This is a genomic window from Clostridium sp. C2-6-12 (assembly GCF_009928485.1).
Taxonomy (GTDB): Bacteria; Bacillota; Clostridia; order Clostridiales; family Clostridiaceae; genus Clostridium.
The window spans coordinates 24286-38143 of the sequence record NZ_JAABNP010000030.1; the positions used below are offsets into that span (position 1 = coordinate 24286).

A 13858-nucleotide genomic window follows, 5' to 3' on the forward strand; every position below is an offset into this window, starting at 1 on the left:
TATAGTTGAACTTGTTATTTTCATAGTTTGTTTATATTTAGGTTTAATTCACAATCAAAATAATAAACTAATACCATCATATATTTGTCTATTATTTTTTCATGTGATTAACTAGAGAGCATATTAATTAAATATTATCTAAGCATCCATCCTGAAATTACCATCATTTGAACTTCTGATGTTCCTTCATAGATTTCTGTTATTTTGGCATCACGCATCATTCTTTCAATTGGATAATCGCTTGTATATCCATATCCACCAAATAATTGTAAGCAACGATTAGTTACATCAGTAGCATTTCTAGCAGAAACTAATTTTGCCATAGCTGCTAAATGTGTGAATTTTTCGTGATCATCCTTTGCACATGCTGCTTGATATACTAAAAGTTTCGCAGCTTCTGTATTTGCACGCATTTGTGCTAATTCAAATTGTGTATTTTGGAATTGTGCTATAGACTTTCCAAATTGAACACGTTCCTTAACATATTTTACAGTTTCCTCTATAGCTCCTTCTGCAATTCCAAGGGCTTGTGCAGCAATACCAATACGGCCTCCATCAAGAGTTGCCATTGCAATACTAAAGCCTTTGCCTTCTTCTCCTAAAAGATTTTCTTTAGGTACTATACAGTTATCAAAGAATAATTCACAAGTAGAAGATGCACGAATTCCCATCTTTAATTCATGACTTCCAACCGAAAAGCCTGGGAAATCTTTTTCAACAATAAATGCTGAAATACCTTTTGTTCCTTTAGTCTTATCTGTCATAGCCAAAACTATATATATATCTGCATATCCTGCATTAGTGATAAATATTTTGCTTCCATTTAATATATAGTTATCTCCTTCTAGTACAGCTGTTGTCTTTTGCATTGAAGCATCAGTTCCTGCAACTGGCTCTGTTAATCCAAAAGCACCTAATTTTTCTCCTGAAGCAAGTGGTTTTAAATATTTTTCTTTTTGCTCCTCTGTACCATATGTGTAAATTGGTGTTGCACAAAGACTTGTATGAGCTGAAACTATAACTCCTGTTGTAGCGCAGCATTTAGATAATTCTTCTACACATTGTATATAACTTAGTGTATCCATACCTGCTCCGCCGTATTCTTCAGGAAATGGAATCCCAAGCAAGCCCATTTCAGCCATTTTAGCTACATTTTCTTCTGGGAATCTCATGCTTTCATCTATTTCTTTAGCAATTGGTTTTACTTCATTTTCTGCAAAATCTCTATACATTTCTTGTAATTGTTCATGATTTTCATCTTGTTTAAAATTCATATTAACTTCCTGCCTCTCTCTTTTTTGTTCCTTTTTTATTTTGCGAAATATCAACCGTATTTATATAAATTATTTTTTACCCCTCTATTGGACAGCATACTTTACCTGGATTCATAATAGAATTTGGATCAAAGACTTTTTTAATGCCTTTCATTAATTCCATATTTACATCTCCAATGCTATCTGCTAAATAACTCATCTTTCCACTACCAATTCCATGTTCTCCTGAAACAAGTCCACCGCATTTTATTGCTTCTTCGTAAATGATCTTAAAGAATTTATCAACTCTTGCTTTAAATTCTGATTCTTCTAAATCATTGCTGCATTGGTATATATGAAGATTTCCATCTCCGGCATGTCCAAAACTCTTAATTGTTATTCCACATTCTTCCCCTGCTTTATTTACAAAAGCAAGATATGGAGCAATTTTGTTAACTGGAACTACAACATCACATTCATCTAATAACTTTGTTTCTGCCATAATTGCTTCTAAGAAACTAGAACGAGCTGCCCATGCATCTTTTATCTTTGCAGGTGTATCTGCAACAAGAACATCAATTGCTCCAGCCTCTAGTACTATTTCACTTGCTTGTTCAATAAGATCATTTAATTCATCTTCATTACTTGCATCTATAGTAACAAGTAAATAAGCATTTGCATTCACTCCATCAATTACTTGTGGGAATACACTCTTTCCAATATATCTTTCACTAGCTAAAACAATTTCTCTTTCCATAAATTCTAATGCTTGTGGATTCATATGCTCCATTTTAAATTTAGGAACAGTAGAAATACAATCATCTAAATTTTCAAAAGGAATAATCAAACTAGCTACTACCTTTGGTGCTGGCATTATCTTCAAAGTAAGTTCTGTAATAATTCCAAGTGTGCCTTCTGAACCAATCATTAAATTTAAAAGGCTGTAACCAGAACTTGTTTTTGATACTGTAGCTCCGAAATCTGTAACTTCTCCTGTTGGAAGAACTACTTTCATTGCACGTACATAATCACGTGTTGCACCATATTTTACAGCTCTCATTCCACCAGCATTTGTTGCTACATTTCCACCTAAGCAAGCAAACTTTTCACCCGGATCTGGAGCATATAATAAGCCTTGTTTTGCACAATCCTCTGCAAGATCATTTAGTAAAACACCAGCTTCTACATGAACAACAAAGTTTTCCATATCATAAGAAAGTATTTTATTCATCTTTGTAATATCTATTAAAACTCCACCAAGTACTGGAACTGCTCCCCCTACAAGACCTGTTCCTGCTCCCCTTGGAGTTACTGGAATCTTATTTTCATTACATATCTTCACTACCTTAGAAACTTCTTCTGTAGAATGTGCCATAAATACAACTTGCGGAGCCTTTTTCCCATAAATAGGCATTTCATCATGACAATAATCTTCATTAATATCATCACCTGTTAAAATATGCCCTGGAGCTGCCTCCTTTAATTTGCTAATTAATTCTTCTGTCAATTGATTATACTCAGCCATAATACTCATTCCTTCCTAACATAATCAGTATAAAAATTCATTTACAGTTAATTGCCCTAAATTGTTCCTATAAAACATATAATTCCAGCAACCACTATATAACATACAAAATATTTAAATACACATCGTAAAATTTTACTTTCTGAGCCAGATTGATTAATTGCGCTGGCACCAATTGCAATACTTTGAGGACAAATCATTTTTCCTATACCTGCACCTAAAGTGTTTGCAGCTCCCATCCATGCTCCAGAAAGTCCAAGATTTTGTGCTGTTTGCGCTTGCAAGCCTCCAAATAAAACACTAGTTGATGTACCTGAACCTGTCACAAATCCTCCAATAGCTCCAATTAATGGTGATATAAGTGGATATGCTCCTCCAGTAACTACAACTAAAAGACTTGCAATATCTGAAATCATTCCACTATAGCTCATTACCTTTGCCGTTGACATAACTGCACAAATTGTAGCAATTGTTTTCCAGTTTGCTTTTAAGGTACCTTTTAATACATCAAACATAGTTGATATTTTTGCTCCTTGAATTAAGCCTCCAATAATTGCAGCGATAAAAATAATAACTCCTGGAGTATTAATCCAGCTAAAAGTAAGTGTGTTTCCACCTTTACCAGCATATACGCTTGTACTGGTTTTAAACACTGCAATAGCATCATGAATTGGTGCACATAATGTAGACGTGAACATTAGCATTAAAAATATTAAAATAAACGGACACCATGCCTGCATAGCTTTACTAAGTGATAAAGTTTGCTTTTTTTGATTATCATTAATTTCAATGCAATATTCCTTTTCAGGTTCTTTGTTAAAGATTTTAGCTGCAGCAACTGTACATATCATACAGCAGATAGACCCAACTATATCAGGTAGTTCTGCTCCAACCACTGTTGCTGTAATATAAGCAGGTACTGTAAATGATAATGCAGAAATTACTGTAATAAGAAACACTCCTTTTAATGCTTTTATTCCGCCACCTACAATACATACCATAACAAATGGACTGATAAAAATAAGAGCGGCTTCAATTATTGCTGTATTAGCAGCCAAGGTATTCGCTGCAATTCCTGTCACTGCTGAAGTTGTTACAAGTGGTATTCCAACTGATCCAAATGCAGTTGGTGTACTATTTGCAACCAAACATGCTATAACTGCTGAAAATGGATTAAGTCCAAGACCAGCAAGCATTGATGCTGGAATAGCAACTGCTGTCCCAAAGCCCGCCATTCCCTCCATGAAATTACCGAATCCCCATCCAATAATTAATGTTAAAACCCTTTTGTCCATGGAAACTCCAGCTAACATTTCTTTTATAAAGTCCATTGCACCTGTACGTAAAATCAAGTTATACGTAAATAAGGCTGCAACAATAACTAAACAAATTGGCCACAATGCGTTAAGTATTCCTTCAAGTACTCCTGTCACAGTTGAAATCCCACTTAATTTCCAGAAGAAAACCGCTAAAAACATTGTAAGAACTAGTGCAATAGAACAAGCTTTATAACCTGGCATTTTTAACTTGCTAAGTGCAATTATGAGCCAAATTATTGGTATTATAGCCATTAAGAATTTAAAAAACAGCATTCTCTTATCCTCCTCTTATACACTTTTTAGGTGTACAACCCTTTCAAAATTGATATGCCCCCATATTATTATTCTCTTGTTTCTCACTTGCTAATCTAATACTGTTTTTACATATATTCCAATCCAATTGTTTTTTATATACTGCGTTTCTTATCGACTTATGTTCTACCAATAATTCTTCAAATGTACAAGTGTGAATTTATATACATTATTCTTCTTATTTCCTTCTACAGTATTTGAATTTATTTCAACATCTGCATCTCTCTCAACACTAAAGCTATCTACTGTGCTTTTACTTTCTTCATTTCCTCAATCATAACTGGCAAGATTTCAGTTACATTTCCAACTATACTTAAATCAGCCACTTCAAAAATTGGAGCATCTTCATCCTTATTAATTGCTACAATATATTTAGCTCCTGACATTCCTGATGTATGTTGTGTTGCTCCAGAAATACCACATGCAATATAAAGTTTTGGTGCTACTATTTTTCCTGATTGTCCTACTTGATGTGCACGAGAAATCCATCCACTTTCAATTGCTGGTCTTGTTGCTCCTACTACACCTCCAAGTACACGTGCTAATTCCTCTACAAGTTTGAAGTTTTCTTCATTTCCCATTCCACGTCCACCTGAAACAATAACCTCAGCTTCTTCTAAATTAACTGATTCGGAGATTTCTTTTACTGTGTCAACAATTTTTGCCTTAATTACCTCTGCTGGGATTTCCACTTTCTTTTCTGTAACAACTGCCTTTGAAGTATTATCTGGCTTTGAAAAGCTGCCATTTCTAACTGTAACTACAGCTGGCCCGTCCACTTCAATATGTTCTAAAACTGTTCCTCCATAAGCTGGTCTAGTATATATAACTTTACTATCAGATGTTTTTATTTCTATTACATCACTTACACAACCTAAATTTAGGCGTCCTGCAATACGTGGTGCAAGATCTTTTGCAAGTGTTGTATTAGCTAATAATAAAAGCTCTGGATTTTCTTCCTTAACAACTTGTACTAATGCTTCTGTCAAAGTATCACATTCTGTTGCAGTATCTATAAAAGTAACTTGAATTCCGAAATCTGCTACTGTATCTGCTATTGCTCTTTTACCAGCTACAACTACGGTTGCTTCTGCATCTAAATCTTTTGCTGCACTAATTAGTTCAAGGCTTCCACCTAATGCTTTTTCTCCATCTGTCTCAATAAACAATAATGCTTTCATACTTTTTGCTTCCTCCTTAATTAGATTGCCTTATCTTTTTTCATTTGCTCCATAGCAACACTTACTGCTAATAGTGCATCTTTCTCTTGAATCTTTATTCCAGCTTCTTTCTTTGGAGGTTCAATATATTCTGTGCAACGCACTTTTGCTTGTTTTACTTCTCCAATTTCTGCTGCTGTGTAAGTTTTAATAACCGCCTTACGGCTTGCCATCTTTGACTTTATTGTAGGATAACGTGGATCATAATCTGGTTTACTTACTGTTACTACAGCTGGGCAATCTAAAGAAACTACATTATATCCTTCTTCTGTTTCTTGATGTACCTTTATCCCATTATCATTTAAATCGATTTCAATTACGCTACTGACATATCCTAATCCTAACTTTTCAGAAAGCATAGCTCCTATTTGACCAGTTATTTCATCTGTAGATTCCTTTCCGCAAAGAATCAAATCAAATTTTTTTCCTTTTTCTTGTTCAAGCTTATGAATAGCATCTGTTAAAACCTCAGCTGTTCCCATAGCATCTAAATCCGCATATGAATCATCTTTTACACAAAATGCTTCCTTAGCTCCTACCGCAAGACAATTTTTCAACGTATTTATAGAATCCTCTGCTCCAACACTTAATACACTAACGTTTCCTCCATGAGCCTCCATAAAACGGACTGCTAGTTCCAATGCATATGTATCAAAGGCATTTGCCACTAAACTAACTCCTTTTAAATTAGGCTTTTTGATTTCTTTATCCAAATGGATTTCAATGGAATCATCTGGAACTTGCTTTACGCATAACAGAATCTGCATAATTTTTTCCTCTCCTTCACTATTTACATTAGCTTAACACTATTAACAATTTTATCCACAAACTTATCATACCATTTCATAATTGGTACTACCAGTTGACAAATTAATTATACCTTCCTAAATATTCCTTGTAAATAATAGTTAATATTTTAACAAACTTTGTTTTAATTCACACATTTTCTTTAAATTTTGCTTATTAGAAAATAAAAAAATACTTGAATTATCAACATAAACCCTATTGATAATCCAAGTATTTTGATTGTGACTAATCATCATATCCATAAGCTTTTCTAATTAAATCAAAGTGCTCCTTCATGGCATTGCATACTTTTGATTCATCTTTGAATTTCAAAGCTCTAAGTAAATTTTCATGTATTTCCAATAAACTTTCTTTTGTATTCCCCTCATGCAAAATCTGCATTCTAGATTTTTTAATAAATTCATCCATAAGCTGAGATATAACATCTAGCATATTTATTAACAATACATTTCGTGAAGCTTTTGCAATTAAGTAATGAAACTTAATATCGAGTTCAAGACTTTCCTCTTCGCTTCCTGCTAAATACATTCTATCCATTATTGCAGTTAAAAGTGCAAGTTCATTATCTTCTATATTTCTAGCTGACAATTTAGCACATTCTAATTCTAATGTTTCTCTTAAGTCATACATTTCCTTAACAGAACTTTCCTGTAACATAAACATTACTGAAAGAGGCTCAAATAATGAATTGTCAAAGTTAGTTTTTATGTAATTTCCAGCTCCCTGCTTGCTTTCTACTAAACCAACCACTTCTAAGGCTCTTATTGCCTCCCTTACTGATGTTCTTGACACACCAATTAGTTCTGCCATTTCTCTTTCAGATGGTAATTTATCTCCCTTTTTAATTTCTCCACTTTTTATTTTACTTTTAATTTGTTCTATAACTTGCTCATATACTTTTGTGGTCTTATTAGGTTCTATCATATGTATCTCCCTTATTCCTTTATTTATATATATTACTATATCATAATTTTTTAATACTCTTAAATTAAAAGCATATACTTTAAGCGAAATAATTATTATACACCTAAAATACATGCTTTTATGAAAAAGTAAATGTAACTATTTATGATAATTTTGATTTATATTTTAATTCTTTTATATTCATTAAAACATATATATGTAAATAAAACTATTAAGTCTTCTATGAAATTTAATTAATATTAGTCACTATAATCAGTATCATAAGTTATCATAAATGTAAAATCCTCATATTTCCCTTTAAGTTCTTTTTCTATATTACTTCTAATTTTTTCTGGATTATCTGCTGCAAGATCTATTACCACATCGAAAGTCACAAGCTTTCTTTCTTGAACTATATATAATGCATGTATTTCTAACAAATACTCATAGGACATTACTATTTTTCTTATATTTTCTGACATTTCAGAAGTTTCATCATCTGAGTTTACAATATAAATACCTATTGTTAAAAAAGTGTCATACTTTTTCATTATGGCTGATTGAATTCTTTTTGTAAGTACAAATATCTGTTTTCCAGTTGCATTTTCATCTACTTCTATATGTATTGAGCCCGTCATTTTAACAGGTCCATAATTATTAAGTAACAAATCATAAGCTCCTTTTACACCCTCATAGCTCATAACATCTTCTTTTATAGCTTTAGTTAACGTACTACTTGGCCTCTTACCAAGTATTTCATCTAAAGAATCCATTATCATCTCTATCCCAGCTTTTATGATAACAATAGAAATAATTACACCAACATATCCATCTATTGTTACATTAAAAATAATTGATATAAGAACAGAAATTAAGGTTGCAGTAGAAATGAGTGCATCAAATGATGCATCAGCTCCTGATGCAATAAGCGCTTTAGAATTAACTTCATTTCCAACTTTTTTTACATAACGCCCAAGGAGATATTTCGAAGCTATCCCCACTAATATAATAACAACAGTTACTTTTGAATAGGAAACTTCTTCTGGCTTGAAAATCCTCTCTCCAGAAGAAATAAAAGAACTTATTCCTGCTGCAAGTACTATTGCTGCAACCACTATTGAAGTAATATATTCCATCCTTCCATAACCATAAGGATGTTTTTTATCTGCCGGTTTTGCAGCTAGTTTTGTTCCAACTATAGTTAATATAGACGATAAAGCATCGCTTATATTGTTTATTGCATCTAATATAATTGCAACTGAATTTGATGCAAGTCCAATTATGGCTTTAAATATAGCAAGCAGAACATTAGTACCTATACCAATTCCGCTAGTTTTCATAATCTGCTTTTCACGCTTTGACTGATATTCATTCATAAAATTTTATTCCTCCAACTATTTTTGTGCATTTTTATATTAATGCTAATCTAATTATTAGGCACAATCAAATAAATATCAAGTCTACAAAATTAGAAACATGATAAATTCCTTTAAATCTAGAAATCTTTCTTGGAAGTTGACTTTCATTTTATTATGAGTATAATCCTTTTATCATATTATAGATATTAATCAAATAGATAATAGCAAAAAAAGTGACTAATTAAGCCACTTTTTGAATTATAATTTCAAATACTAAATTTAAATTTTAAATTTCTATCCAAGCTCCATTTTCATCTACTGTATATCCATCAATTGTTGTATTATTTGCTAATGATCCATCACCATAAAAATAGTTTGTACCACTTACCCTCAAGACTTACCCAGCCTGTAGCCATTGCTCCAGTATGTGATAAATAATACAACTTTCTATAATCAACTTGCCTTTATCACTTTCAACCAAATAAATTTCCCCTGTATTCTTTTAATTTTATATATATTTGCTATTTGGTTATTACATAGTTCTGACAAAATTGACGTTATTCGCTCTCATTCTATCATCACTTGGTAAAAGAAAAGAAAAAGATTTTTTAGAATAAATAAAATATGCAATGAATTTGAGTTTTTCGGAATTCACATTTTTTTATAATTGTAAGTTTTCTTCTATTCCTTCAAATATTATTGTCTTAGTACTACCATCTTTTAAATTAATTTTAACAGGGCCATAGCCACCACATTTTTTTGAATCTGTATATTCAATTAATGTTATAGGAAATAGCTCATCTTCTGTAAAATCTTCATGGCTTTCCTTTGTAATAACCTGAGAAATCATTATATATGGTTCATAGCCATATTGTTTTTTACGTGTTAACTTACCATATACTATAATTGATTTTTCTGAATCTGGGTTTGTACCTTTACTACATATCATATCTATTTCATCAAAACCATCAAATATTGTCATTGCAAGCTGTTTTTCGTGTCCAGTAAAATCATGACCTTTTAATATGATTGCTTTAGCATTTTCCTTTTCTCTATGAATAACTTCTGTTCCATTGTCTGGGAAACCATAAGCTCCTAAAGTAAGGGTAACTGGTCTTCTATACAATCTAAGCTTATCAACTCTCATGATTCCATAATTCACAGGAAAATCTGCTAAGTTTACTGCCTGGATCCACATGGATTCTTTTGTTAAATCATAATTGAAAAACTGCCTACGATATAGTACTCCATCCTTTAAACCATGCCAGAAGGTTACATTACATTTTTCATAGGTATCATCTGTAATATCCTGCAAAACATATTGTTGAGCTTCTACATTCTTTGCTGGAGCCGATTCCCATGGGTATTTAGTATTAAAACATAACTTAGAATAATTCCACATACCATGTTCATCATTTATATTTTTTACAACCTTACCTGTACGCAGTATTGTCTCTCCGTTTGCACCATGATTGGTAAAACATAAGGCAGGTCCATTTAAAACAGTTTCCTTCACCTCATCCTTTGACAAGTTATCCCAAGTTCCATTGTTTTCTTTTGCAGTCCAAAAAGGATGATTTGCTGGAAAATGAAGACATAAAAAGGCTTTTCCAAGCCATAAAGTTGATCCTGCACAAGAATATCCCTGAACTAAAGGAGTAAACTGTCCATAAAATCCTAAAGTAGGCACTCCTTCATGCAAAACATCCTCTCTAGAGAAAAACTGAAGGAGTGAACCTGATGCAATACGTCTTGAAAGCCCAGGATCTGCTTTTGAATTTTTTAAAAGGAAATTACCATCAAAGGCACTGGTGCTTGCATTTCTATAAATATTACTTCGTCCCCACATATTAGTAAAGCCATCTTTATCGAAGAAATCACCATAGGTTTCCATTAATTTATTAGAGTTTTCTTCAATTTGTTTTGCAATGTAAGGTTCCTTTTCGTAGCCATACCACTCATTCCAGATAGGCCCATATACATTAAAAGCCCAGCAAGAATAATAGTCAAAAGAGTGACCGTCACGGTACCATCCATCACCTGCGTAATAATTTAAAATAGCCTGTGCGTGGTCTAACATGATTTCTTCATCAATTTCATAGCCTTCTCTATATAAAAAGGCTAAATCTAGCATATTAAATAAACGCCAGTTTTGAGGAACCGTATTAGCATGAGCATAACTACTTAAAAAAGCAGCAATTTTATCCTTTTCTTCTTTAGTATAAGTATCCCAAATCTCACTTTTGCATGTCCAAAGACATACTACTAAAGCACAAGTCTCAACTGTTTGTTGAAAGGCTCTGAAAGGATCTTTGCTTTGGGTAATATTCATTAATTCAAAGAAGTCCCCTACATAGTTTGTATCTCCTTTTATACAGGCTCTTAAAACCTGTTTTTTATAATAATCTCTTATATTGTAGTTACAGATTGTAAGCTCCGGATTATTATGTATAAGCGGTGCCGCAATAAAGAAAGACCTTGCAAGCCCCTCAAAAATCTCAGCCTTTATCTCTAACTCATACAAGTCAGAAGATGAATTTTTATGAGGATAAGTTACCTCTGTTTCCTTTCTAGGCATAACAATTGGATCTTCAAAGGATTTAATATTTTGAAAAACTCCTGTTAATAAATACTCACCTGCTTCAATCCAGCTTTCTCTTGTTAACCCTGTATACGGACTAATTGAAAAATCTAATGTTTTTGGTTTAAAAATCACCTTTATCACTCCTTGTTATGAAATAAACAGTTATCTTTGCTTTAATTACTAAATTCTTAAATAAAATGCCTTTACTATTTAGCTCTCCCATTACCAAATAAATAATTCTTTACCAGTTAGCTTCCATACAGCTTCAATGAAATAATAGTCACCATATATAATTGAAAATTCATGCTCTTTATCATGAAAAGCAGCCGTACATTTTTCTAAAATATTATCATCTTCATCATCCCAATTACATCTTTTTTCAGCTAAAGTTTTTATTAATTTAAGAGCTGCCTTCTCATATATTTCACTATCTGATTCTCTTACTTGTTTTGCAATTTCTAATAATCCACATGCAGCAATTGCAGCTGCTGTGGAATCTTCATAAGTACAGTCTTTTGGCTGTCTGAAATCAACAGGTATAAATCCACTTTCTGGTATGTTTGCTATAAAGTAATTTGCTACTCTAATTGCTGTATTTAAGTACTCTACCTTTTGAGTATAAATATAACTTAATACAAATCCATATAATGCCCAAGCCTGTCCTCTAGTCCATGAAGAGCCCTCTTCATAACCCTGACCACCAAACGTTTTAACATACTCACCTGTTTCTGGATTGAATTCCACAATATGATTTGAAGAACCATCTGGCCTAATGAAATATTTTTGTGCAGTATCTGCATGAAGGATTGCAATTTGTTTAAAACGGGGATCATTAGTTTCCTTTGAAGCCCAATAAAGAAGAGGAAGGTTCATCATGCAATCTATAATTGCCCAGCCTGCAGTATTACCATCCCCACAGTCATTCCATGCACGTATAAAGGAACCTGATGGATTAAATCTTCCTGCAAGATTATTTGCTGCAAGTATACCTCTGTTTTTAGACTCAGGATTTCCTGTTAATCTGTAATTTGCAATTGCTGTAGGAAGCCATTTAAAACCATTATCATGGTCTAATCCTTGTGACTCCATAAGATTTTTATCTAATAGCGTTTCATTATTTTCTGCAATTTCCTTATACAAATCATTCTTTGTAGCATTATATAATTGCCACATTATACCTCCCCAAAAACCATTAGTCCACCAACATAGATTACTTTCTACCATGTCATTAAATCTACCATAAATAGTTGTATAAGGTATGTTTTTCTTATTTCGATTAGCAACAACTTCAGATTTTTTAATAATTTTTTCTACAATCTCTTCTGCCCACTTTAATTCTTTCATTTATGTTTTCCTCCGCCTCTTTTTCCAAGCTTTCTTTATAAGTATTTATATATTATTAAGCTGTATCTTATTTTGCTATAGATGTATCACGATACTCTCTTGGTGACATACCTGTAACCTTCTTAAACTGTCTTGAAAAATGAATCTCGCTTTCATAACCACAATTTTCAGCAATTGCATTGATTGAAAGTACAGACTGTAAAAGATAAAATTTAGCCTGCTCTATTCTTGCATTGATTACATCGTTCATACAACTTATCTGAAAGGTATCTTTATAAATGTGCTGGGCATAAGAAGTACTAACATTTAATTCCCTGCACATTCGATTAATAGTCCATTTTTCTTGAGGATTATTATAAATTTTAGCTCTTAATTCCAATAATTTTTGATACATAGGGTGCGATTTAATGGAATCGTTTTTATTTTGTATATGCTCAGATAGGCGATAGAGTAGTATTTTCATATAATGATCTAATACCTCATTTTTGTATGGACTTTTAGAATGCATTTCATTAATAATTAAATGTAATATCAGTGATATGGATGTAATATCATTTAAAACAACTGGCTCATTTAAAGCAATCTTCAGCTTTTCAAAAGGTGAGTCTTCTCTATCAAAATCGAAATGTAGCCAATCATTTATATATTCACCATTTTTATTTCTATAATCGTAAGGTACATTTTTATCAAACAAAACCATTGTTCCTGGAGGTGTCTCGTATTCATTTCCATCAATAGAAAAAGAAGTATCTGACTTTGTGATTATTAACAAATAATCTTTACTGCCTCCAGCACTTCGTATTACAAAATTCTGAGGATGATGATTATTACAACCTCCAATATTTACTTTCACCATATATTTCTCCTAATTAAATCCTTGTTTTTTAATACCCTATAGCTATTATCATTACAGTTTTATTTTACCAAACCATCTTAACTTTACAATATCCTATCCAACTATAACTTAACATATCCTGCTTTTTGATCTTTACTTATTTTTACTTTCTCTCTATTCTTCATAATCTCTATTTCTACTTTCCCTTCTGTAGAAATATTATTTTTATCCTTGATCTTTAAAATTATTGAAGTAAAAATAATTAATAGAAAAACCGCTACCTCTCCAAAATATTAATATAAATGTAATAAAACATTAAAATATATAATGCAAAAATAATCGTTCTTACAAAAAACGATATTGCCTTAGTATACATGAATTATTAATAAATTAATGAT

The 13858-nt window shown here is 32.1% G+C and carries 11 protein-coding genes; all 11 read right to left on the reverse strand.

The genetic code is table 11. The features are described from left to right. Positions 1-134: 134 nt before the first annotated feature. The 11 genes from GXK56_RS20665 to GXK56_RS20710 all read right to left on the reverse strand — a co-directional run bounded on the left by GXK56_RS20665 (position 135) and on the right by GXK56_RS20710 (position 13481). Positions 135-1274: an acyl-CoA dehydrogenase gene (locus GXK56_RS20665; protein WP_160690960.1), complete on the reverse strand. Its 1140-nt coding sequence runs from the start codon at positions 1272-1274 to the stop codon at positions 135-137. 76 nt (positions 1275-1350) lie between these two features. Further along, positions 1351-2778 carry an FAD-binding oxidoreductase gene (locus GXK56_RS20670; protein WP_160690962.1) on the reverse strand — a complete coding sequence of 476 codons (1428 nt, stop codon included), beginning with the start codon at positions 2776-2778 and terminating at the stop codon, positions 1351-1353. Between the two features lie 56 nt (positions 2779-2834). Continuing rightward, entirely contained in the window at positions 2835-4370 is a 1536-nt protein-coding gene (locus GXK56_RS20675) for an L-lactate permease (protein WP_160690964.1), read from the reverse strand. 281 nt (positions 4371-4651) lie between these two features. After that, positions 4652-5590 carry an electron transfer flavoprotein subunit alpha/FixB family protein gene (locus GXK56_RS20680; protein ID WP_160690966.1) on the reverse strand — a complete coding sequence of 313 codons (939 nt, stop codon included), beginning with the start codon at positions 5588-5590 and terminating at the stop codon, positions 4652-4654. 20 nt (positions 5591-5610) lie between these two features. Further along, complete coding sequence (locus tag GXK56_RS20685) at positions 5611-6396, reverse strand: electron transfer flavoprotein subunit beta/FixA family protein (RefSeq protein WP_160690968.1); 786 nt, start codon at positions 6394-6396, stop codon at positions 5611-5613. 265 nt (positions 6397-6661) lie between these two features. Further along, positions 6662-7360 (reverse strand): FadR/GntR family transcriptional regulator, encoded by a 699-nt coding sequence (locus GXK56_RS20690; protein WP_160690970.1) that lies wholly within the window; start codon positions 7358-7360, stop codon positions 6662-6664. 239 nt (positions 7361-7599) lie between these two features. Next, positions 7600-8715 carry a cation diffusion facilitator family transporter gene (locus tag GXK56_RS20695; RefSeq protein ID WP_160690972.1) on the reverse strand — a complete coding sequence of 372 codons (1116 nt, stop codon included), beginning with the start codon at positions 8713-8715 and terminating at the stop codon, positions 7600-7602. 268 nt (positions 8716-8983) lie between these two features. Further along, positions 8984-9091, reverse strand: a complete 108-nt coding sequence (locus GXK56_RS28300; protein ID WP_243156201.1) for a hypothetical protein — start codon at positions 9089-9091, stop codon at positions 8984-8986. A 267-nt stretch (positions 9092-9358) separates the two neighbouring features. Beyond that, the gene (locus GXK56_RS20700; RefSeq protein WP_160690974.1) at positions 9359-11413 is read right to left on the reverse strand and encodes a DUF2264 domain-containing protein; all 2055 of its coding nucleotides are present in this window, start codon (positions 11411-11413) and stop codon (positions 9359-9361) included. Positions 11414-11503: 90 nt separating this feature from the next. Continuing rightward, the gene (locus tag GXK56_RS20705) at positions 11504-12625 is read right to left on the reverse strand and encodes a glycoside hydrolase family 88 protein (protein WP_160690976.1); all 1122 of its coding nucleotides are present in this window, start codon (positions 12623-12625) and stop codon (positions 11504-11506) included. A 67-nt stretch (positions 12626-12692) separates the two neighbouring features. Next, a complete protein-coding gene (locus tag GXK56_RS20710) occupies positions 12693-13481 on the reverse strand; it encodes an AraC family transcriptional regulator (protein ID WP_160690978.1) in 789 nt (262 codons plus the stop codon). Positions 13482-13858 lie beyond the last annotated feature (377 nt).